Annotated in this window: 19 protein-coding genes and 2 pseudogenes; 11 read left to right on the forward strand and 10 right to left on the reverse strand. The window is 72.1% G+C overall.

The window, feature by feature from the left end; genetic code table 11:
• Positions 1–70: 70 nt before the first annotated feature.
• Positions 71–913 (reverse strand): ABC transporter ATP-binding protein, encoded by an 843-nt coding sequence (locus ABD832_RS03170; protein WP_344887975.1) that lies wholly within the window; start codon positions 911–913, stop codon positions 71–73.
• Between the two features lie 230 nt (positions 914–1,143).
• Between ABD832_RS03170 and ABD832_RS03175 the strand changes: the two genes are divergently transcribed.
• Positions 1,144–1,527 (forward strand): VOC family protein, encoded by a 384-nt coding sequence (locus tag ABD832_RS03175; RefSeq protein WP_344887978.1) that lies wholly within the window; start codon positions 1,144–1,146, stop codon positions 1,525–1,527.
• A 134-nt stretch (positions 1,528–1,661) separates the two neighbouring features.
• Here the strand turns inward: ABD832_RS03175 and nucS are convergent, their stop codons facing one another.
• From nucS to ABD832_RS03200, 5 genes are all read right to left on the reverse strand, one after another.
• Positions 1,662–2,321, reverse strand: coding sequence for an endonuclease NucS (gene nucS, locus ABD832_RS03180; protein ID WP_344887981.1), 660 nt, complete (start codon positions 2,319–2,321; stop codon positions 1,662–1,664).
• Positions 2,322–2,463: 142 nt separating this feature from the next.
• Positions 2,464–3,618: an ABC transporter permease gene (locus ABD832_RS03185; RefSeq protein ID WP_344887984.1), complete on the reverse strand. Its 1,155-nt coding sequence runs from the start codon at positions 3,616–3,618 to the stop codon at positions 2,464–2,466.
• A gap of 73 nt (positions 3,619–3,691) precedes the next feature.
• Complete coding sequence (locus ABD832_RS03190; RefSeq protein ID WP_344887987.1) at positions 3,692–4,570, reverse strand: ABC transporter ATP-binding protein; 879 nt, start codon at positions 4,568–4,570, stop codon at positions 3,692–3,694.
• Positions 4,567–4,890 carry a winged helix-turn-helix domain-containing protein gene (locus tag ABD832_RS03195; protein ID WP_344887990.1) on the reverse strand — a complete coding sequence of 108 codons (324 nt, stop codon included), beginning with the start codon at positions 4,888–4,890 and terminating at the stop codon, positions 4,567–4,569. The genes ABD832_RS03190 and ABD832_RS03195 overlap by 4 nt, the downstream gene beginning before the upstream one ends.
• A gap of 41 nt (positions 4,891–4,931) precedes the next feature.
• Positions 4,932–5,372, reverse strand: coding sequence for a hypothetical protein (locus tag ABD832_RS03200; protein WP_344887993.1), 441 nt, complete (start codon positions 5,370–5,372; stop codon positions 4,932–4,934).
• 230 nt (positions 5,373–5,602) lie between these two features.
• Between ABD832_RS03200 and ABD832_RS03205 the strand changes: the two are divergent.
• The 4 genes and pseudogenes from ABD832_RS03205 to ABD832_RS03220 all read left to right on the forward strand — a co-directional run.
• A pseudogene (locus ABD832_RS03205) lies at positions 5,603–6,343 on the forward strand (3-hydroxyacyl-CoA dehydrogenase family protein); the annotation flags it as partial.
• Positions 6,344–6,843: 500 nt separating this feature from the next.
• Positions 6,844–7,071: a 3-hydroxyacyl-CoA dehydrogenase family protein gene (locus ABD832_RS03210; RefSeq protein WP_344888576.1), complete on the forward strand. Its 228-nt coding sequence runs from the start codon at positions 6,844–6,846 to the stop codon at positions 7,069–7,071.
• Between the two features lie 344 nt (positions 7,072–7,415).
• Positions 7,416–8,114 (forward strand): annotated as a pseudogene (locus tag ABD832_RS03215) (alpha/beta hydrolase); the annotation flags it as partial.
• Between the two features lie 308 nt (positions 8,115–8,422).
• Positions 8,423–9,211 (forward strand): alpha/beta fold hydrolase, encoded by a 789-nt coding sequence (locus tag ABD832_RS03220; RefSeq protein ID WP_344887996.1) that lies wholly within the window; start codon positions 8,423–8,425, stop codon positions 9,209–9,211.
• 132 nt (positions 9,212–9,343) lie between these two features.
• Here ABD832_RS03220 and ABD832_RS03225 read toward each other — a convergent pair whose 3' ends face one another.
• On the reverse strand, positions 9,344–10,630 hold the full coding sequence (locus ABD832_RS03225; RefSeq protein ID WP_344887999.1) for a DivIVA domain-containing protein: 1,287 nt from the start codon (positions 10,628–10,630) through the stop codon (positions 9,344–9,346).
• A gap of 157 nt (positions 10,631–10,787) precedes the next feature.
• Positions 10,788–11,249: a methylmalonyl-CoA epimerase gene (gene mce / locus ABD832_RS03230; protein WP_344888579.1), complete on the reverse strand. Its 462-nt coding sequence runs from the start codon at positions 11,247–11,249 to the stop codon at positions 10,788–10,790.
• 84 nt (positions 11,250–11,333) lie between these two features.
• On the opposite strand from mce, the gene ABD832_RS03235 reads away from it, so the two are divergent.
• The gene (locus ABD832_RS03235; protein WP_344888002.1) at positions 11,334–12,521 is read left to right on the forward strand and encodes an acetyl-CoA C-acetyltransferase; all 1,188 of its coding nucleotides are present in this window, start codon (positions 11,334–11,336) and stop codon (positions 12,519–12,521) included.
• A 2-nt stretch (positions 12,522–12,523) separates the two neighbouring features.
• Positions 12,524–13,462 (forward strand): methylmalonyl Co-A mutase-associated GTPase MeaB, encoded by a 939-nt coding sequence (gene meaB, locus ABD832_RS03240; protein WP_344888005.1) that lies wholly within the window; start codon positions 12,524–12,526, stop codon positions 13,460–13,462.
• Between the two features lie 116 nt (positions 13,463–13,578).
• Here the strand turns inward: meaB and ABD832_RS03245 are convergent, their stop codons facing one another.
• Together ABD832_RS03245 and ABD832_RS03250 are read right to left on the reverse strand one after the other, a co-directional pair.
• Positions 13,579–14,256, reverse strand: coding sequence for a DUF4230 domain-containing protein (locus ABD832_RS03245; RefSeq protein ID WP_344888008.1), 678 nt, complete (start codon positions 14,254–14,256; stop codon positions 13,579–13,581).
• A 55-nt stretch (positions 14,257–14,311) separates the two neighbouring features.
• A complete protein-coding gene (locus ABD832_RS03250; protein WP_344888011.1) occupies positions 14,312–15,763 on the reverse strand; it encodes a hypothetical protein in 1,452 nt (483 codons plus the stop codon).
• A gap of 304 nt (positions 15,764–16,067) precedes the next feature.
• Here ABD832_RS03250 and ABD832_RS03255 point away from each other — a divergent pair, with 304 nt between their 5' ends.
• From ABD832_RS03255 to ABD832_RS03270, 4 genes are all read left to right on the forward strand, one after another.
• On the forward strand, positions 16,068–16,625 hold the full coding sequence (locus ABD832_RS03255) for a MarR family winged helix-turn-helix transcriptional regulator (RefSeq protein WP_344888014.1): 558 nt from the start codon (positions 16,068–16,070) through the stop codon (positions 16,623–16,625).
• A gap of 255 nt (positions 16,626–16,880) precedes the next feature.
• Positions 16,881–18,548, forward strand: coding sequence for a coenzyme B12-dependent isobutyryl-CoA mutase large subunit (icmA, locus tag ABD832_RS03260; RefSeq protein ID WP_344888017.1), 1,668 nt, complete (start codon positions 16,881–16,883; stop codon positions 18,546–18,548).
• A gap of 61 nt (positions 18,549–18,609) precedes the next feature.
• The gene (locus tag ABD832_RS03265) at positions 18,610–19,545 is read left to right on the forward strand and encodes a tetratricopeptide repeat protein (protein ID WP_344888020.1); all 936 of its coding nucleotides are present in this window, start codon (positions 18,610–18,612) and stop codon (positions 19,543–19,545) included.
• A gap of 104 nt (positions 19,546–19,649) precedes the next feature.
• Positions 19,650–21,062, forward strand: coding sequence for an NAD-dependent malic enzyme (locus ABD832_RS03270; protein WP_344888023.1), 1,413 nt, complete (start codon positions 19,650–19,652; stop codon positions 21,060–21,062).
• Positions 21,063–21,128: the final 66 nt, after the last annotated feature.

Genomic DNA, 21,128 nt, shown 5'->3' on the forward strand with positions numbered 1-21,128 from the left:
GGTCGGTCGGCACGGTTGGGCCGACGCGCGGGTCCGACGGCCGGGAAGCCGTTCGGGAAGGGGACGGGGGTCAGGCCGGGGTGCCGATGAGGCCGAGGTAGACGTCCTCCAGGGACGGCCGGGTCACGGTCAGCCCGGGGACCTCGCCGTCGAAGCGGCCGGTCAGCTCCAGGACGGTCGTGGTGGGCGTGTCCGTCTCCAGGAAGCGGCGCTCGCCCTCCTCGGACCAGCCGACCACGGCCTTGGCGGTGGCCCTGCCGCCCAGGGACGCGGGATCGCCCTCGGCCACGATCCGTCCCGCGGAGACCACCGCCACCCGGCCGGCCAGTGCCTCGGCCTCGTCCAGGTAGTGGGTCGTCAGCACGATCGTGGTGCCGTCACGGGCCAGGCCCTCGATCAGCTCCCAGAACCGCCTGCGGGCCTCCGGGTCGAACCCGGTGGTCGGCTCGTCCAGGAAGAGCAGGTCGGGGGCGCCGATCACGCCGAGCGCGACGTCCACCCGGCGCCGCTGGCCACCGGAGAGCTGCCGGATGCGGCTGTTCGCCTTCCCGGTCAGCCCGACCAGCTCGATCACCTCGTCCGGGTCCTTGGACCGCGGGTAGTAGCGCGCGAAGTGCCGGACGGTCTCCCGTACGGTCGTCTCGGCGACGTCCTCGGCCGTCTGCGGCACGATGCCGATCCGCGACCGCCACGCCCGGGTGGGGCTGCCGGGATCGACGCCCAGGACGCTGACCTCACCGGCGTCCCTGGTGCGGTGCCCCTCCAGGATCTCGACCGTGGTGGACTTCCCGGCCCCGTTCGGGCCGAGGATCGCGAAGACCTCGCCCGCGTGGATGTCGAGGTCGATACCGGCGACGGCCTGCACGTCGCCGTAGCGCTTGGTCAGGCCTCTGACTCTCACCGCTGTGCTCATGTCCCCAGCCTCGCGCCGGCGGGGCCGCGGCGGGACCAACGTTCGACGGAGCCGGTTGTCCACCGAACGGAGGACACGGCGGGGGACACGGCGGGGGACGTCAGCGGCGAGCGCGATCGGGCGTGTGCCTCGCCGTGGCCGGCGTTGTATCCTCTGCGAGGGCATCAAACGTCGTCACCGGTCGGGTGAGGCGCACGAGGTGTCCGGGATGCCTTTGGGGGCATTTCAGCATGGCGGTTCATTTCAATCACACGATCGTCTTCTCCCGGGACCGGCAGGTCTCCGCCGAGTTCCTGGCCTACGTCCTCGGGTTGAAGGTCGGCAGGCAGTGGGGCCCGTTCCTCCCGGTGGAGACGGCCAACGGCGTCACCCTGGACTTCGCGACCAGCGACCAGGAGACGATCACGGAGCATCACTACGCGTTCCTGGTCGGCGAGGACGAGTTCGACGAGATCCTCGAACGGGTCAAGGCGGCCGGGGTCACCTACTACCCGGATCCCCGGCTCTCCCGCCCGAACGAGATCAACCACAACGACGGCGGACGGGGTTTCTACTTCCTCGACCCCGACAGGCACGGCATGGAAGTGATCACCGTCCCCTACGGCGGCTGGTGACCACGGGCCCCGCCCGGCACGTCCGCGCCGCGGGGGCCTGAGCCCGCACTCCCGTCACGCCCGCACCGGTGGGAACGTCCCCGCCGGGCGGGCGTGATCCGCGGTCTCCTCGACGCCCGGAACGCCCGGAACGCTCAGAACAGCGTGTCGTTGCGCTCGATGCCGCGCAGCCCGTCGTAGTCGAGGGTCACGCAGCGGATGCCACGGTCGGTGGCCAGTGTCTTGGCCTGCGGGGCGATGCTCTGCGCGGCCAGGACGCCGCTGACCGGGGCGAGCAGCGGGTCGCGGTTCATCAGCTCCAGGTAGCGGGTCAGCTGTTCCACGGCGTCGATGCCTGCGCGGCGCTTGAGCTCCACGGCGACGGACGCGCCGGTGTGGTCGCGGCAGAGGATGTCGACCGGCCCGATGGCCGTCATGTACTCGCGGCGCACCAGGGTCCAGCCCGCTCCCAGGGTGGTGATGTGCTCGGCCAGCAGCTCCTGCAGGTGGGCCTCGACCCCGTCCTTGATCAGGCCCGGGTCCACGCCCAGCTCGTGGCTGGTGTCGTGGATGATCTCCTCCATGGTGAGGACCAGCTGCTCGCCGGTCTTGCCGTGGGTGACCGTCCAGGTGCCCTCCTCCTCGCGGAGCCTGCACGGCGGGTTCATCCAGTTCAGCGGCTTGAAGGCCCGGTCGTCCGCGTGGATGGAGACGCTGCTGTCGGCCTTGATGAGAATGAGCCGGGGTGCCATCGGAAGATGGGCGGTGAGCTTTCCGACGTAATCCACGCTGCACCGCGCGATGACCAGACGCATGACCGAACCCTACCGGCCGGACGGTCCCCGGATCCCCGTGATCCGTCCGGCCGGCAGGGCGGCCCGCCGCTTCTCCGCGGTGTTCGTCTTCTCCGCGGCGTTCGTCGGTGCGTCGCCGTCAGTCGCCCTCAGCGCGGCGTCGTCAGCGCATCGCCTCGGAGAGCTTGACGCGCCCGCCGGTGCGCAGGACCGCGCGCCGGTAGATGCGCGCGCCGAGCATGAGCGTGCCCACCGTCGCCAGGAGCATCAGGACCGCCGCCACGGCGATCTCCCAGGCCAGCACCTGGCCCCCGGCCATCCGTACCGGCATGACCATGGAGGAGAACGGCGGCACCAGCGACAGGATGCGGGCCACCGGGCCGTTGGGCTGGACGGCCGCGTAGTAGGCCACCAGGTAGGTGACCATCATGAGCATCGTCATCGGGGTCAGGACGCTGTTGGCGTCCTCCTGCCGGGAGACCAGCGACCCGAGCGCCGCGGCCAGCGCCGCGAAGAACGCGTAACCCAGGACGAACCAGAACAGGGCACTGAGCACGATGCCCGTCATGCCCGGGGGCAGGTCGGCGGCGAGGCCGGTGGCCGCGGCCGCGCCGAGACCCGCCACGATGATCACGACGAGGTTGGCCAGCGCGAGCGCGCCCAGCCCCACGATCTTGCCGCCCAGCAGCTGCCAGGGACGGACCGAGGTCAGCAGGATCTCCACGATCCGGCTGCCCTTCTCCTCGACCACCCCCATCGCGACGTACATGGAGGAGTAGATGAGCAGGAAGAACAGCACCATGACCAGCAGGGACGCGATGCCCGTCCGCACGCCCGCGTAACGGGCGTCGGCGCCGACCGAGACCTGCTCCAGGGGTGCGACCTGCATGGCCTGGGTGACCTTGGCCGGATCGAGGCCGGCGTCGGCCAGCTGCCTCTGGGTCTGGACGGTCTTGTTGGCGTTCTCCAGCAGCAGGCCCAGCTCGCGGTCGACCTCGCCGTCGGCGAGCACCCTGCGGCCGTCCACCACGGCGGCGTCCAGGTCGCCCGTGGTGAGCGCGGCGCGCGCGGCCTTCTCGTCGGGCAGGTCCCGGACGGTGATCTTCATGTCCTCGGCCGTGCCGGTCAGGGCCGGTCGCAGCGCCTGCGACTGCGTCCCGGCGAGTCCCACGGTGTAGGAGTCGGGCCCGGAGAAGAGCGTGGGCAGGTAGGCGACCGCCGCGACCAGCACGGCGCTCACCACCAGGCTGATGACGAACGCCTTCGTACGGGCGCGCGTGACGATCTCGCGTCGCGCGACCAGCCAGAGCCCGTTCATCGCCGCACCGTCCCCTCACCCGCGGGCGTCGCACCCGCGGTCGTCGTGTTCGTGCCGGTCGTGGCCGGGCGCGTCATGCGACCGCCTCCCGGAAGATCTCGGTGAGCGTGGGCCGCTGCCAGCCGAAGTGCTCGACCCTCCCGGCCTTGATCGCCAGGTGCAGGACCTCCTGGCCGTCGCCGTCGACGCCCGCGAGGAGCACCTCGTCGCCCCTCTCGGTGACCTCTCCCGGCAGGGTCGCGGTCCAGCCCGGGGCCGCGTTCCTGACGACGACCCTGAGCAGGCCGCGCCCGCCGCGGTCGCGCAGGCTCTCGGTCGTGCCGCTGGCCACCATGCGGCCCGCGGAGATGATGCCGACCGAGTCGCAGAGCCGCTCGACGAGGTCGAGCTGGTGGCTGGAGAAGAGCACCGGCACGCCCGTGCGGCAGCGCTCGGTGAGCACCTCGGCCAGCGCGTCGACGGCCAGCGGGTCCAGCCCGGAGAACGGCTCGTCCAGGACCAGCACCTCGGGCCGGTGCACCAGCGCCACCGCGAGCTGCGCGCGCTGCTGGTTGCCCAGCGAGAGCGTGTCCACCGCGTCACCGGCGCGTTCGGTGAGCGAGAGCCGCTCCAGCAGGTCGCCGGTGGCCTTCCTGGCCTCGCCCGCGCCCATGCCGCTGAGCCTTCCGAAGTACTCGATCTGCTCGGCGACCTTCATCTTCTGGTAGAGGCCGCGCTCCTCGGGCATGTAGCCGAACCTGCGGCGGTGCTCGAAGGTCAGTTCCCGGCCGTCGCGGCGCACGGTGCCCGAGCCGGCGGTCAGCACGCCCATCAGGATGCGCATCGTGGTGGTCTTGCCGGCGCCGTTGGCCCCGACGAAACCGAACATCTCGCCCGGCCGCACCGAGAACGTCACCCCGTCCAGGGCGGTCGTGTCGCCGTAGCGTTTGTGCAGGTCGTCAATTTCGATCATGAGGGGGACCCATCGGTGAGACGCCTCAGCACGGAGACGTAGTCGTGGAACGCCCGGCGGCCCTCGTCGGTGAGGGCCAGCCAGGTGCGTGGGCGCTTACCCACGAAGGCCTTCTCCACGCGGACGTAGCCGGCCTCTTCCAGGGTGATGACGTGCTTGGACAGCAGGGAGTCGCTGACCTCTATCGTGTCGCGCAGGAAGCGGAACTCGGCCCGGTCGGTGACCGCCAGCGCGGCCATGACCGAGAGCCGGACGGGCGCGTGGATGACGTCGTCGAGCTCGTGACGGGGGTGTGAACCCGCGCCGGTCGTGCTTTCCACGCCACCCGCGCCACCCGCCGCGTTCGTGCCGTTCGCGTGGCTCACCGCGCCGCCCGCAGCACCCGCCAGGCGGCGTAGAGGGGAGGCAGGCTCGCGCAGGCCGCCAGCACGACCAGTGCCGCCTTCCAGCCGGTCCCCGGATCGTCGGGGACGAGGAGCAGGCCGACCAGGAAGACGACCGCGACGGCGCCGACGTAGGTGACCGTGACCGGCCCGGTCGGCCTGCCGGCCCAGGTGACCTCGCGGTCCTCGACGCTCATGCTGCCGAGATACCAGGTGGACGCGACGGTCAGGAGAAGCCACAGCAGGCCGACCGTCAGCTTGGACCAGTCGGGACCGAAGTTCATGACCGGCCAGTACACGATCGTGGCCAGGCCGACGATCAGGTAGATCAGCCCGGCGACGCGCGCCGGGCGCCGGGCGCGCCGGTCGACCTCGCCGATCCGGCGCAGCGCCTCCTGGGGTGTCAGCTCTTCCTTCACGGCTCCTCCTCTGCTCATGTTCTCAAACGGTAATGGATACTCAACCAGCGTTCAAGTAGTCGCGTGTTGTTCACTGGTGGGAACCGGCTTTTGGGGTAGCCGGTACCTCTCTGGGACACTGTGGCGATGCCGGAGCAGGTCGTCCGCCACGCGGAGCGGGTTCCGCGGGCAGGGTGGGGAGAGTGATGACGAGCACGTTCGTGACGGTCGGTGTGGTCGGTCTGGGCACGATGGGCGCCGGGATCGCCGAGTGTTTCGCCCGCGCCGGGATCTCCGTGATCGGCGTGGAGGCCGGTCCCGAGGCGCTGGCACGGGGGCGGGGTCACCTGGAGGACTCCACCGGACGCGCGCTCGCCAAGGGCAGGCTGACCGAGGCGGCCCGCGCGGAGATCCTCGGCAGGGTGACCCTGACGACCTCGCTGGAGGACCTGGCCGACGCCGACCTGGTGATCGAGGCCGTCCCCGAGGTCATGGACTTCAAGCGGGCGGTCTTCACCGACCTGGACCGCATCTGCAAGCCGTCCGCGGTGCTCGCCACCAACACCTCCTCGCTCTCGATCACCGCGATCGCGGCCACCACCACCCGGCCGGGCCGGGTGATCGGCATGCACTTCTTCAACCCCGCGCCGGTCATGAAGCTGATCGAGGTGATCCACACGATGGTCACCGACGAGGGGCTGGCCGAGGAGGTGGCGGACCTGGCGCGGCGGCTCGGCAAGACCCCGGTCACCGTCGGCGACCGGGCCGGGTTCGTGGTCAACCGGCTCCTGCTGCCGTACCTCAACCACGCCGCCGTCCTGCTGGAGAGCGGCCTGGCCGGCCGCGACGACATCGACACCGCGATGCGGCTCGGCGCGGGGCTGCCGATGGGCCCCTTCGCCCTGCTGGACCTGATCGGCCTGGACACCTCCTACGAGGTGCTGAGCGTGCTGTTCCAGGAGAGCCGCGACCGCCGCCACGCGCCCGCGCCGATCCTGCGCGAGCGGATCTCGGCCGGTCTGCTCGGCCGCAAGGCGGGCGGCGGCTTCTACGGGCCCGGCGAGCACGCCGACACCTCCGGCACCCCCGGGACCTCCGGAACCCCGGGAACCTCGGACCCGTCCGCGGACGGGCCCTCGCCGAAGCGGGTCGCGGTCCTGGGCGAGGGAGGCGACGCCTTCGCCGCCCGCCTGGCCGATGAGGGCATCACGATCACGCCGGTGGAGGAGGCCGAGGCGGTCCTCGCCCTGTCCAGCGTCCCGGTGATCGAGCTGGCCCCGCGGCTGCCGCACCCCGAGCGCCTGGTCGGGGTGCACCTGGTGGGCGAGGGCGTCGCCGAGGTCGCCTCCACGGTGCTGACCGACCCGCGGGTCGCGCGCGCGCGGTGCAGGGCCTGGTCCGGGCCGCCGGTCGCGTCCCGGTGCCGTGCCGGGACCGGGCCGAGTTCGTGGTCGACGCGCTGCTGTACCCGTACCTCAACGACGCCGTCCGGATGTACGACTCCGGATACGCGACCTGCGAGGACATCGACGTCGCCATGCGGCTCGGCTGCGGCTACCGGCAGGGCCCGTTCGAGACGATCGACGCGCTCGGCCTGGAGACCGTCCGCGACGGGCTGCGCGCCCTCTACGCGGAGTACCGCGAACCGTTCCTCGCGCCCGCGCCGCTGCTGGAGCAGCTCGTCGCGGCCGGGGTCCGGAGCTTCCGAGACCGGCCGTGAGCCCCCGCAGGGCACGCCGCGCCGGTCCCTTCGACCGCGACGGCAAGGGGGCGGCACGCCCGGTGGGCGCCTTCGTGCCCGGCCTGGACCGTACCGAGGACTGGCCCGACGGCGAGTGGCGGGTGCGCAGGCTCACCGGTGGCGCGGCGGACAAGGTCTACCGCTGTCCCGGCTGCGACCAGGAGATCGGGGCGCGCGTGCCGCACGTGGTGAGCTGGCCGGCCTGGCCCGGCGGCGAGGACGAGCGCAGGCACTGGCACAGCGCGTGCTGGCGCAACCGGCTCAGGCACGGCCCCGGCCGCAGCAGATACTGAACGACCGACGACGCGGATCTGAGGAGAGACATGGAGATCAGGGCCTCCACGGTGCTGCCGGCGCGCAGGGAGCCGATCGAGCTGCACACCGGTGACGGGCTGACCCTCGTCGGCGAGCTGGCCCTCCCGGCCGACCGGCCCCCGGTGGCCACGCTGGTCTGCCTGCACCCGCTGCCCACCCACGGCGGCATGATGGACAGCCACGTGTACAAGAAGGCGGCCAACCGGCTTCCGGCTCTCGCGGACCTGGCCGTGCTGCGGTTCAACACCCGCGGCACCACCTCCGAGCGGGGCACCTCCCAGGGCGCCTTCGCCGAGGGCGAGGACGAGCGCCTGGACGTCGCCGCCGCGCTGGAGTATGCCGACTTCCACGACCTGCCCCGGGTCTGGCTGGTCGGCTGGTCCTTCGGCACCGAGCTGGCGCTCAGGTGGGGGCACGACCCGCTGGTGCAGGGCGCGATCCTGCTCTCCCCGCCGCTGCGCCGGGCGGGCGACGCCGACCTCGATGCCTGGGCGCGGTTCGGCCGGCCGCTGGTCGCGCTGGTGCCGGAGTTCGACGACTACCTCCGCCCGCAGGAGGCCCACGAGCGGTTCGCCCGGGTGCCGCAGGCCGAGGTCGTCGGGGTGGACGACGCCAAGCACCTGTGGGTCGGCGAGCCGTACGTGCGGATCGTGCTCGACGAGATCGTCCGGCGGGTGAACCCGGCGGCCCACCCCCTGCCCACCGAGGTCGCCGACCAGCCCGGCCAGCTCGACCAGACAGGCCAGCTCGACCAGCCCGGCCAGACAGGTCAGCCCGATCAGACGGGTCAGGCCGACCAGACGGGCCAGCCCGGTCAGACGGGTCAGGCGGATCAGGCCGACCGGCCCGCCGAGGTCGCGGGCCCGTAGTACCGCCCGGTCCGGGCCCGCGCCGGGACCTTCGTGACCGTATCGGCGGGACCGTCCCGTTCACCGGCGGCGCGATCACCCCGCCGCCGGGAACGGCGGGCGATCAGGGGGTGCCGGGGACGGGCCGCGGGAATACGGTGGGGGGCGTGCAGCTGTACACACGCTCGGCGGGTGAGGGACTTCCGGTCGTCCTCCTTCACGCCTTCCCCCTGTCCTCGGCCATGTGGCTGGCCCAGCGGGAGGGCCTGGCCGACGTCTGCAAGGTCATCACACCCGACCTGCGCGGCTTCGGCGGCTCGGTGCTGGGCGAGGACGAGCCCTCCCTGGACGTGATGGCCGACGACGTCGCCCGGCTGCTGGACCGCGAGGGCATCGACCGGGCCGTCGTCGGCGGCCTGTCCATGGGCGGTTACGTGACGATGACCCTGTGCCGCCGCCACCCCGACCGCCTGCTGGGGGTGATCCTCGCCGACACCAAGGCGAGCGCCGACCCCGAGGAGGCCAGGTCCGGCCGCGAGCGGATCGCCGACGACGTGCTGCGGGAGGGCACGTCCGTCCTGGTGGAGAAGGTGCTGCCCGGCCTGCTCGGGCGGACCACGCTGGAGCGCAGGGCGATGGTCTCCGGCCGGGTGCGCGGGCTGGTCCAGGCCGCGCACCCGGTCGCCGTCGCCTGGGCGCAGCGGGCCATGGCCGCCCGCCCGGACTCCTTCGACACGCTGCGGGCGCTCGACGCGCCGGTCCTGGTGATCGTGGGCGAGGAGGACGAGATCGCCCCGGTCGCGGTCGCGGACGCGATGGCCGAGGCCGCCCCCGACGGGCGGCTGGCGGTGATCGAGAAGGCCGGTCACCTCAGCGCGATCGAGCAGCCCGAGGCGTTCAACCGGGCGGTGTCGGCCTTCGTCGCGGAACTCGGCGGGGGATCACCCCGCCGCTGAACGGCGCGGGAACCGGCACGGGTCCCGTACGCCGGAGGGATCGGGCGGGGTGCACAGGAAGAGAGCCCGGCGACCGCGATGGTCGCCAGGCTCTCCGGTAGCCGTCGTCAACGCCCCGAGCCGTCGGCCGCCCTACTCCTGCCACCACTCCGCGTCGTCGTCCTTGGTCTCGGCCCTTGCGGGAGCCGGGACCGGCTTCTCGGCACCGTTGGCGCTCGCGGCCGGAATGGCCGGCTTCGGCGGGGCCGCGGCGATCGCGGGCTCCGGCTCGGCGGGCGGCAGCGGCGCGCCACCGAGGAGCTGGCGCAGCTGGGCGAGGTGGCTGGTGATGCTGTCGCGCTGGCGGGTCAGCTCGTCGACCTGGCGCTGGGCGACCGAGCGGCTGCGCTCGGACTCGGCCTTGGCCTCGGAGACGATGGACTCGGCGCTCGCCTTGGCCTCCGACACGACCTGGTCGGCGTTCTTGCGCGCGTTGGCCAGCAGCTGCTTGGCGTGCGTGTCCGCCTCGCGGCGGGTCTGCTCGGCCTGCTGGGTGGCCTGGGTGGCCCGCTGCTCGGCGGTGGCCGCCCGCTGCTCGGCCTCGGCGACCAGCTTCTGGGTGGCGGCCTGCGCGGTGGCGTGACGCTCGGCCTCCTGGCGCTCGGCGTCCTCGCGCCGGGCGGCGAGCTGGATCTCGAACTCCGCCTCGTCCTGGGCCCGCTTGGCCTCGGACTCCTCCAGCACCCGCTGGGCCTGGGCGCGCATCTCGTCGGCCTGGCGCTTGGCCGTGGTGAGGACCTCGTCGCGCTCGCGCTTGGTCGAGGCGCGCAGCTGCGCGACCTCGCGCTCGGTGGTGGTGCGCAGCTTGGCGATCTCGCGCTCGGCGTCGGCGCGCTTCTCGGCCACCTCGTGGTCGGCGGTGGCGCGCAGCTTGGAGACCTCGCGCTCGGTGGTGGCGGTCAGCTCGTCGGCCTCGCGGCGTGAGGTCGAGCGGATCTCCTCGGCGTCGCGCTCCGCGCTGGTGCGCATCTCCTCGACCTCGCGGGTGGCGAGGGCGCGCTTCTCCGCGGCCTCGTTCTCGGCGGCGGCGCGCAGGTCGGCGGCCTCCACCTTGGACGCCGCCTTGATCTCGTTCGCCTCCGACCTGGCGGCCTGCACCAGCTCGGTCGCCTGCTCCTCGGCCAGGCGGAGCAACTGCTCGATCCGGGCGCCGAGGCCGGAGTAGGTCGGGCGCTCCTGCTCCTGGAGCTGCCTCTGCGAGTCGGACAGTTCCCGCTGCAGGGCCTGAACCTGCTCCCGGGCCTGCCGCAGCTCGCCGTCGACCTGCTTCAGATGGTCGTGCACCTGGTGCCGGTCAAAGCCACGGAGCACCACGTCGAATTCCCGAGCGGGAGCGTCCTCGAAGAAGTTGTTGAGCTGGGCGTCGATGTCGGACTGCATGGAGGCTCGATCCTGGGTTGTCGAGACGGCTACACGGGCCGGACGGGGGTTTCAGGCATCCGAAGCGGGAGCCGGGGCGGGATCCACGTCCGGTGGTACGCCAGCGTACTCCGCCGGTGCCGAGTTGGCTGTCTCGTCCGGCTTTATGAGTGACTTGTTACGTATCAGCGTTTCTTGCCTCCTGCGTGGTCTCCGGCTGTCCTTCCGCGGCCTGTACGAGCTCGGTGAGCATGCCCCCGACGTCCTTGGGATGGAGGAATCCGATGGAGGAGCCCATCGAGCCGTGGCGCGGCGTCTCGTCCAGCAGCCGCACCCCCCGGGAGCCGACCTCCTCCAGCGCCCGCGCGACGTCCGGGACGCCGAAGGCGACATGATGCACCCCCTCCCCGCGCTTGGCCAGGAATTTGCCGACCGGCGTGTCGGGCCCGAGCGGTTCGAGGAGCTGGATGTACGACCCGCCCCCCTGCCCGTCGGAGATGCGCAGCATGGCCTCCTTGACGCCCTGCTCCTCGTTGATCTCGCGGGCCACCACCGTGAGGTCGAAGGTCCGCTGGAAGAAAGCGATCCTCTCCTCAAGGTCGTGACAGGCGATTCCCACATGGTCGATGCGCATGAACATGGGGTGTTCCTCCATGGCGGTCGCTGAGGTACTCATGGGTATGGTGGCAAAGTCGCCCAACATCCCGCCAGGGAGGCCCCTGTTATGTCTGGTTCCGTCATCGTCGCCGGAGCTCGTACGCCCATCGGACGCCTGCTCGGCTCGCTGTCCGGACTGTCCGCCGCCGAGCTCGGCGGCATCGCGATCAAGGCCGCGCTGGAGCGCGCCGGCGTCGCCCCCGACGCCGTGCAATACGTGATCATGGGGCAGGTGCTGCAGGCCGGCACCGGCCAGATCCCGGCCCGTCAGGCCGCCGTGAAGGCGGGCATCCCGATGACCGTCCCCTCGCTGACGATCAACAAGGTCTGCCTGTCGGGCATGGACGCCATCGCCCTGGCCGACCAGCTCATCCGGGCCGGTGAGTTCGACATCGTGGTCGCCGGTGGCATGGAGTCCATGTCGAACGCCCCGCACCTGCTGCCGGGCATGCGCAGGGGCGTGAAGTACGGCGGCGCCGGCGTCGTCGACTCGATGGCCGTCGACGGCCTCACCGACGCCTACGACCAGGTGGCCATGGGCGAGTCCACCGAGCGGCACAACACCCGCCACGGCGTGACCCGCGAGGAGCAGGACGAGTTCTCGGCGCGCTCCCACGCCCTCGCCGCCGCCGCGATCAAGAACGGGACGTTCGACGACGAGATCGTCCCGGTGGCCATCCCGCAGCGCAAGGGCGACCCGGTGATCGTCTCCGCCGACGAGGGCGTCCGCGGGGACACCACCGTCGACGTCCTGGCGGGCCTGAAGCCGGCGTTCGCCAAGGACGGCACGATCACGGCCGGTTCGGCCTCGCAGATCTCCGACGGCGCCTGCGCGGTGGTCGTGATGTCCAGGGCCAGGGCCGAGGAGCTCGGGCTGACCTGGCTGGCCGAGATCGGCGCGCACGGCAACGTCGCGGGCCCGGACAACTCGCTGCACTCCCAGCCCGCCAACGCGATCAAGCACGCCCTGGGCAAGCAGGGACTCTCGGTCGGCGACCTGGACCTGCTGGAGATCAACGAGGCCTTCGCCCAGGTCGTCCTGCAGTCGGCCAGGGAACTCGGCGTGGGGCTCGACAAGGTCAACGTCAACGGAGGCGGCATCGCGATCGGCCACCCCATCGGCGCCTCCGGGGCACGCATCGTGCTGGCCCTCGCCCACGAGCTCAAGCGCCGCGGCGGCGGTCTCGGCGCGGCCGGGCTCTGCGGCGGCGGCGGCCAGGGCGACGCCCTGATCCTGCGCGTCCCCTCGGTCTGACCGTGGAGGTCTCCGACCTGGTCGAGATGGCCAGGGCCGGCCGGCCCCGGGCGGTGGCCCGGCTGATCTCCATGGTCGAGAACGGCTCCCCGCGGCTCCGCGAGATCACCGCCCTGCTCTGCGCGGACCGGCCGCGGCGGGCCCGGATCATCGGCCTGACCGGTTCGCCCGGCGTCGGCAAGTCCACCTCGACGGGGATGCTCGTCCAGGCGTTCCGCAAGCGGGACCTGCGGGTCGGCGTGCTCGCCGTCGACCCGTCCTCGCCGTTCACCGGCGGGGCGCTGCTGGGCGACCGGGTCCGGATGCAGGACCACGCCACCGATCCGGACGTGTTCATCAGGTCGATGGCCAGCCGCGGGCACCTGGGCGGGCTGTCGTGGGCCGCGCCGCAGGCGCTGCGCGTCCTGGAGGCGGCCGGGTGCGAGGTCGTCCTGGTGGAGACCGTCGGGGTCGGCCAGGCCGAGGTGGACATCGCCTCGCTGGCCGACACCACCATCGTGCTGCTCGCCCCCGGGATGGGCGACGGCGTCCAGGCGGCCAAGGCGGGCATCCTGGAGATCGCCGACGTGTTCGTGGTCAACAAGGCCGACCGCGACGGGACCCAGGCCACCGTCCGCGAGCTGCGCAACATGCTCGCCCTGGTCGAACGGCCCTGGAGACCGCCGATCGTGCCGACCGTCGCCTACCGGGGGGAGGGGGCCGAGGAGGTGGCCGACGCCCTCGACGCCCACCTCGCGTACCTGGAGTCCTCGGGCGAGCTCGTCCGGCGGCGCCACGCCAGGGCCCGCGACGAGATCGAGGCGATCGCCCTGGCCGCGCTGCGCTCGCGCTTCGCGCACCTGCACGGGGACCGGCGCCTGGACGCCCTGGCCACCCGGGTCCTGGACGCGGGACTCGACCCCTACACGGCGGCGGACGAGCTCATGGAGGCCAGCGGCTGACCCCGGGCCCTCCGGCCGGGACCGCTCTCGCACCGCGGTCCCGGCCGGAGGGCGGTGGTGTCACGGCCTGCGCGGACGTCCGGCCCACCGGGGCACCGGCCACGGGTACGGCGGGGTCAGGGCTCGTCGGTGAACTTGACGACGACCTTCGTGAAACCGAGCCCCTTCAGCATGCCCTCAAGCATGATCTTGGTGTTCTGGTCGGCCCGCTTGCGCAGGTCGCTGGCCACCGCGGCTTCGGTGATCTTCCTCTCGGCCAGCATGTACAGCTCCCGCTGGTCGTTCGGGGAGGAGGACAGCAGGTCCTCGACCCGGTCGAAGAGGCCGCGCTGCTGGGCGTAGACGTAGGAGCGCTTGTTGTCCAGGTTCGCCTTCTCCAGCTGGGCACGGGGCAACCTGACCGTGACCTCGGTGCGGTCGGGGGAGACCGTCAGCGCGCCCTGGGCGATACCGCCGAAGTCGACGTAGGAGTCGACGCTGCCCGCGCCGACGAAGAGCGTGCGGCTGCCCTTGACCGCGTCGGGCAGGAAGGCCGCGTCCTTCTCCAGGTCGACCACCACCTGGAAGTTGCCGGTGGCGGCCTCGAAGCGGCTGAGGTTGTGAATGGACTCCAGCAGCACGGGCTGGCTGCGGTCGACCGTGGCCTCGCCGAACGGGTTCAGCGACGACCAGGCCAGACGGGCCCCCACCGCGAGGAGGACCGCGACGACGAGGAGCGTGACGAGGAGCGGCCAGCGACGCCTGCGCGGCGGCGCCGGTGGCGTGCCGGGCGGAGCTTCCTGGGAGGCTTTCACAGCGCTCTCCTTCCCCGGACGGCGGTCTTCTCACCCGGAGCCTATGCCGATCTTGTCAGCCCCGGGGTGACGGTACCGTGGCGCCCTCGGCGTGCGGAAGACTCCACGGGGCCGCCGGGGTGCCGGCCGGTGGCGGCGGCGGCCCGCCGGGTGCCCGGTGGGCCGGTCCGGGACTCGGCTCGGGCCCGATCGAGGCGCCCCCCGCTCCCTGCCCCGCCTGGCCGGACCGGTCGGCCTGGCCGTCCCCTGCGGTCTGCCCCGTCCTGGTGGCCTGGCCCGTCTGCCCCCCGAAGTGGGTGCCCTGCAGCCTGCAGCCGGTGAAGTCGGTGTAGTAGAGCCGGAGCCAGTCGCGTCGCTGGACGTCGGTGAGGCCGGAGAACCACGCCGCGGCGTACCGGTGCTCGGCCAGCGGCCCGCCCGGAAGCGGCTCCCCCCTCAGCCAGGCGGTCACGATGTCGCGGTACCCCGCGGCCGGGGTGGCGTCGCACCGCGAGGCCAGGCCGCCGACGAACTCGTCGGCCGCCTTCTCGGCGAACCCCGCGGCCAGGTCGTCCACGTGGATCGCGATCACACCGGCCGACAGGGGGGCCTCGTCGTCGCGGGAGTGCTGCTCGACCCGGGAGAACTCGCCCGGGGTCCCCGCCAGCCGAGCCGCGATCTTGACGAACTCCGCGCTCAGCTCGGGCAGCCCGGCGCGCATCCCCGGGTGCACGCAGACCATGATCGGCCACTCCTGGCAGCTGTAGACCACCCGCTGCGCCGAGACCGGCTGCTGCTCGGTGAAGAGCCTGGCCATCCCGGTCCCCGCCGCCAGCACCGCGATCAGCGCGGCGGCCAGCACCAGCGCCTGGCGGGTCACCACCGCCGCCCAGCCGAGCAGCAACGCCGCGCTGATCCCCACCAGCCAGAGCGTCTGGTCGGTGAACGCCGCAGCGTTCAGCCCCCGGAACGGGTCGTACGGCTCCCGGGTGGCGGGGGCGAGCCGGTCGCCCCAGGCCGGCCCCTGCGACAGCCAGGTGAACAGGCTGTAGCAGCCGAGCCCGGACAGCACCGGCGTGATCGTCCAGGGCATCAGCCAGCCGGTCACCCAGCCGATCACGACGTACAGCGCCAGCCCGGCCGCGCCCATCACCAGGCCGCTGGGCAGCAGCCGCCCGGCCTGCTCGGTCATCATGGTCCTGACCGCCAGGACCATCACGGTGGCGGTGAACGCCCCCCCGGCCACCACCAGGATCGCCAGCGGCGCCCGTACCGCCTGCCACGGGGTCATCGCCCGGCCGCCCGCCCCGCGCCGCCTGCGCACCGCCACCCAGGCGGCGAAGGCCGCCGCCACCGGGCCGGTCAGCCGGAGCGAGCCGATCACCGCGACGATGATGTTCTCCCACGCGCTGACACCGGGAACCAGGACGCTCCACGCCGCGGCCACCCCGAGCACGAGCAGGATGGCGACCGCCATCAGCCCGCTCTGCCGGAGTTCCTCGCGCGAAACGCCCCTGCGCTCACGCACCGGCGGGCGTGGTGGGAACCCACGCCGCGTCGGTGTGACCGGTATCGGTCCGGCGTTCGGACGCCGTCACGTTGTCGTTCATCAAGACACCCCCCGTGCCGTGAATGTGCCGTGAATGTGTGGGCGCCGGTCCCCTCGGCGCCGGTCCGGCTCGCGTCCCCCGCAGGCCGGACTGAGATCATCGCGGCCACTTGGCCACGGCCTCACCATTCGATGTGGGAACCATAACGGAGCGTGATGTTTGGCGCCCGGGTTCTTGGTGAAGCCATCAGTGCGGTGACTCTGCGCGTCCGGACGGACCGGCGTGAGGCCGCGCTACCGTAGCCCTGTGGGCACAGGTCAGCTGAATCTCCCGTTTGACCCCATCGAACGCGCCGCCTCGACGTGGCGCGTTCACTTCGGGCCCTCCTCGGCCATGGCCGCCGTCACATCGATCATGAGAGCGCACCAGATCCTGCTGTCGCAACTGGACACGCTGCTCAAACCATATGACTTGACCTTCGCGAGGTACGAGGCCCTGGTGCTGCTGACCTTCAGCAGGACGGGGGCACTGCCGCTGTCGCGGATCGGCGAGCGCCTGATGGTGCACCCCACGAGCGTGACCAACACCGTCGGCCGCCTGGAACGCGCCGGGCTGGTACGCCGCCTGCCCAATCCGCGCGACGGCAGGGGAGTGCTGGCCGAGATCACCGACCGGGGCCGCGAGGTGGTCCGGCTGGCGACCGCCGACCTGATGGATGCCGACTTCGCCATGTCCGCGTACGGGGAGGAGGAGCTCGGGCAGATGTTCGAGCTGTTCAGGACGTTGCGGGTGGCGGCGGGGGATTTTGGTGTTGATGGCGACGCTGGCGCGTCGCGGTGAGTCCGCTCTGATCCGGCTCCTTCCCTCGTCACTCATCCGCTCGTTCCTCGCTCCTTCGCTCCTCGGTCCAGTCGCCGGCGCGGACTCACGGGGCGGTCCCCGGGGTGGGGTCCCCGGGGTGGGATGAGAGGGCGTTTCCCTGAGGGCGGATCGAAGGGGTGGGCGGATCGCTGGCCAAGAATTAGTAGGACGTCCTAGTATCTTGGGGAGGCCACAAGCCGGATTGAAGCCATATGCCGTACAAGGGGGTTGGCCATGGACGCCGAGCAGGTCGAGGCGGGGCGGGCGCGCTGGCAGGCGCGGTTCGACGGGGCGCGCAAGCGCGATGCGGAGTTCCGGACCCTGTCGGGGCTCGACGTCGAACCGGTCTACGGGCCCGGCGGCGCCGACCCGCGGATGGAGCGCATCGGCTGGCCCGGGGAGTTCCCCTTCACCCGCGGCCTGCACCCCACCGGCTACCGGGGCAAGGCGTGGACCATCCGGCAGTTCGCCGGGTTCGGCAACGCGAAGCAGACCAACGAGCGCTACAAGATGATCCTCGGCGCGGGCGGCGGCGGGCTGAGCGTCGCCTTCGACATGCCGACGCTGATGGGGCGCGACTCCGACGACCCGCGCTCGCTCGGCGAGGTGGGGCACTGCGGCGTGGCGATCGACTCCGCCCTGGACATGGACCTGCTCTTCGACGGCATCCCGCTCGGTGACATCACCACCTCGATGACGATCAGCGGCCCGGCCGTCCCGATCTTCTGCATGTACGTCGTCGCCGCCGAGCGGCAGGGGGTGCCGGTCGGGAAGCTCAACGGGACCCTGCAGACCGACATCTTCAAGGAGTACATCGCGCAGAAGGAGTGGCTGTTCGCCCCCGAGCCGCACCTGCGGCTGATCGGCGACCTGATGGAGTTCTGCGCCTCCGACGTCCCGGCGTACAAGCCGCTCAGCGTCTCCGGCTACCACATCCGCGAGGCCGGCTCCACGGCCGCGCAGGAGCTGGCGTTCACCCTGGCCGACGGGTTCGGCTACGTCGAGCTGGGCCTGTCGCGCGGGCTGGACGTGGACGTCTTCGCCCCCGGCCTGTCGTTCTTCTTCGACGCGCACATCGACTTCTTCGAGGAGATCGCCAAGTTCCGCGCCGCCCGGCGGATCTGGGCGCGCTGGCTGCGCGACGTGTACGGCGCGAAGACCGACAAGGCCCAGTGGCTGCGCTTCCACACCCAGACGGCGGGCGTCTCGCTCACCGCGCAGCAGCCGTACAACAACGTGGTGCGCACCGCGGTCGAGGCGCTCGCGGCCGTGCTGGGCGGCACCAACTCGCTGCACACCAACGCGCTGGACGAGGTGCTGGCACTGCCGTCCGAGAAGGCCGCGGAGGTCGCGCTGCGCACCCAGCAGGTGCTCATGGAGGAGACCGAGGTGGTCAACGTCGCCGACCCGCTCGGCGGATCCTGGTACGTGGAGGCGCTGACCGACCGGCTGGAGGCCGAGGCCGAGGCGATCTTCGCCAAGATCCGGGACATGGGCCCGGACGGCACGATGACCTCCGGCATCCTGCGCGGCATCGAGGACGGCTGGTTCATGTCCGAGATCGCCGAGGCCGCCTTCGACTACCAGCGCAAGCTGGAGAAGGGCGAGAAGCGCATCGTCGGGGTCAACTGCCACACGGCCTCCATCGACGAGCCGCTGGAGATCCTCCGGGTCAGCCACGAGGTCGAGCGCGAGCAGAACCGCGTCCTGGCCGAGCGCCGCGCCGGACGCGACCAGGCGGCGGTGGACGCCGCCCTGTCGGAGATGGTGCGCGTCGCGCGCAGCGACGGCAACATGATCCCCGCGATGCTCGACGCCGCCAGGGCCGAGGCCACGCTGGGCGAGATCTGCGACGCGCTGCGCGCCGAGTGGGGCGTCTACACCGAGCCGGCCCGCTTCTAGCGGCGGCGCCCTTCCGCGGCGACGGACCGGGGCATCGGCCGGGATACGGCAGGATTGGAGCATGAGCCCAGCGGACTTCACTCGACCCGGATCGCTCTACGGCGCCGTGGACCTCGGCGCACGCAAGCAGGCACTTGAGGCACAGGCGCGGCGGGAAACCGCCGCGCAGGAAACCGGCGGTGTTCCGGCGCCGGTCCTCGACGTCGACGACGCCAACTTCGCGGCCGAGGTCGTCGAACGCTCCATGAATGGCCTCGTGCTGCTGGAGCTCACCGTCACCCGTGCCGAGCAGGCCAAGCAGTACAGCCTGCTGCTGGAGAAACTGGCCGCGGAGAACGCCGGCCGGTTCACCCTCGCCAGGGTCGACGTCGAGCTCAGCCCGCAGATCGCCCAGGCCCTGCGGGTGCAGAACGTGCCCGCCCTGTACGCCATCTTCCAGGGGCAGCCGGTGGCGGTCGTGCCCGGCATCCCCACCGAGCCGCAGCTGCGCGACTGGCTGTCGCAGCTCATGGAGGCCCTCGCCCAGTACCTCCCGCCCCCCGGCGAGGAGCCCGAGCAGGGCCAGGAGCTGGAGCAGGAGCCCCCCGTCGACCCGGACGTGCTCGCCGCCGAGCGGGCCGTCGACGCCGGTGACCTCGACGGCGCCGTGGCCGCCTACGAGCGGCTGCTGGCCCGCTCCCCGAACGACCAGGACGCCAAGCTCGGCCTGGCCGGTCTCGGCCTGATCCGCAGGACCCAGGACGTCGACCCGGCCGACCTGCAGAGCCGCCTGGGCGACCCGGCCGACATCGAGGCCCAGCTCCTGGCCGCCGACTTCGACATGCTGGCCGGAGAGGTGGACAGGGCCTTCGACCGCCTCGTCGACGTGGTGCGCCGCACCTCGGGAGCCGACCGCGACAGGGCCAGGGTGCACCTGCTCGGCCTGTTCGACACCCTCCCGGGCGACGACCCGTCCATCGTGCGGGCCCGCAGGAACCTGGCCAGCGCGCTGTTCTGACCTCCCGCCGGGTTCGCGACGCCGAGCGGGCGCGCGGACCCGGCAGGTGGTGGCACGATGGGAGTCATCCCAACCAAAGTCAGTCGCAAAGGAGCGGATTGGCTGTGGCCACCGTGCCGAGTGTGTCGTACTCCATCACCGTACGCCTGGAGGTGCCCGCCGGCGGCAAGGCCGTCAGCCAGCTCACCCACGCCGTAGAGTCCGCCGGAGGCGTGGTCACCGCGCTCGACGTGACCACGGCCGGGCACGAGACGTTGCGCATCGACGTCACCTGTGCCGCGCGTGACACCGACCACGCGCAGGCGATCGTCGACAAGCTGGAGGGCGTCGAGGGCGTCGTCATCCACAAGGTCTCCGACCGCACCTTCCTGATGCATCTCGGTGGCAAGATCGAGATGAAGTCGAAGGTGCCGCTGCGCAACCGTGACGAGCTCTCCATGGCCTACACCCCCGGTGTGGCCCGGGTCTCCATGGCCATCGCCCGCAACCCCGAGGACGCCCGCCGCCTCACCATCAAGCGCAACACCGTCGCGGTCGTCACCGACGGCTCGGCCGTGCTCGGCCTGGGAAACATCGGCCCGGCCGCCGCGCTCCCCGTCATGGAGGGCAAGGCCGCGCTGTTCAAGCGGTTCGCCGACATCGATGCCTGGCCGATCTGCCTGGACACCCAGGACGTCGACGAGATCGTGCGGACCGTGCAGATCATCGCCCCGGGCTTCGGCGGCATCAACCTGGAGGACATCTCGGCGCCGCGCTGCTTCGAGGTGGAGCGGCGGCTGCGCGACCTGCTGGACATCCCGGTCTTCCACGATGACCAGCACGGCACCGCGATCTGCGTGCTCGCCGCGCTCACCAACGCGCTGCGCGTGGTCGGCAAGGACCTCGGCGAGGTCCGCATCGCCCTGGCCGGCGCGGGCGCGGCCGGTACGGCGGTGCTGCGCCTGCTGCTCGCCGCGGGCGCGCGCAACGTGATCGTCTGCGACTACCTGGGCGCGGTGCACCGCGGGCGCGACGACCTGGACGAGTCGCTGCGGTGGATCGCCGACCACACCAACACCGAGGGGTACTCCGGTGACCTGCGCGGTGCGGTCAAGGACGCCGACGTGTTCGTCGGCGTGTCCGCGCCGGGCATCCTCAACGGCGACGACATCGCCACGATGGCCAAGGACGCCGTGGTCTTCGCGCTCGCCAACCCCGAGCCGGAGGTCTCGCCCGACGCCGCCCGCGAGCACGCCGCCGTGGTCGCCACCGGCCGCTCGGACTACCCGAACCAGATCAACAACGTGCTGGCCTTCCCCGGCGTCTTCCGCGGCCTGCTCGACGCCCAGGCCACGATCGTCAGCCAGGAGATGCTGCTGGCCGCGGCCAAGGCGCTGGCCGCCGTGGTGACCGCCGAGGAACTCGGCCCCAACTACATCGTCCCCAGCGTGTTCCACCCGGACGTGTCGGCCGCCGTCGCTGCGGCGGTACGCGAGTCGGCCGGTGGCCGGGCGCGTACCGGCATGACCGAGGCCTGACCGAGGCCTGACCGAGGATCGACAGCGGGCCGCGGACCGCACGCCGGGACCTCGCCCCCGGACCTC

It is taken from the genome of Streptosporangium longisporum (assembly GCF_039534895.1).
GTDB lineage: Bacteria > Actinomycetota > Actinomycetes > Streptosporangiales > Streptosporangiaceae > Streptosporangium > Streptosporangium longisporum.

Excerpts from the sequence above, each read along its gene's own strand:
- ABD832_RS03170 (WP_344887975.1), bottom strand. The coding sequence starts at position 913 with ATGAGCACAGCGGTGAGAGTCAGAGGCCTGACCAAGCGCTACGGCGAC.
- ABD832_RS03175 (WP_344887978.1), top strand. The coding sequence starts at position 1,144 with ATGGCGGTTCATTTCAATCACACGATCGTCTTCTCCCGGGACCGGCAG.
- nucS (WP_344887981.1), bottom strand. The coding sequence starts at position 2,321 with ATGCGTCTGGTCATCGCGCGGTGCAGCGTGGATTACGTCGGAAAGCTC.
- ABD832_RS03185 (WP_344887984.1), bottom strand. The coding sequence starts at position 3,618 with ATGAACGGGCTCTGGCTGGTCGCGCGACGCGAGATCGTCACGCGCGCC.
- ABD832_RS03190 (WP_344887987.1), bottom strand. The coding sequence starts at position 4,570 with ATGATCGAAATTGACGACCTGCACAAACGCTACGGCGACACGACCGCC.
- ABD832_RS03210 (WP_344888576.1), top strand. The coding sequence starts at position 6,844 with ATGTACGACTCCGGATACGCGACCTGCGAGGACATCGACGTCGCCATG.
- ABD832_RS03225 (WP_344887999.1), bottom strand. The coding sequence starts at position 10,630 with ATGCAGTCCGACATCGACGCCCAGCTCAACAACTTCTTCGAGGACGCT.
- mce (WP_344888579.1), bottom strand. The coding sequence starts at position 11,249 with ATGTTCATGCGCATCGACCATGTGGGAATCGCCTGTCACGACCTTGAG.
- ABD832_RS03235 (WP_344888002.1), top strand. The coding sequence starts at position 11,334 with ATGTCTGGTTCCGTCATCGTCGCCGGAGCTCGTACGCCCATCGGACGC.
- icmA (WP_344888017.1), top strand. The coding sequence starts at position 16,881 with ATGGACGCCGAGCAGGTCGAGGCGGGGCGGGCGCGCTGGCAGGCGCGG.
- ABD832_RS03265 (WP_344888020.1), top strand. The coding sequence starts at position 18,610 with ATGAGCCCAGCGGACTTCACTCGACCCGGATCGCTCTACGGCGCCGTG.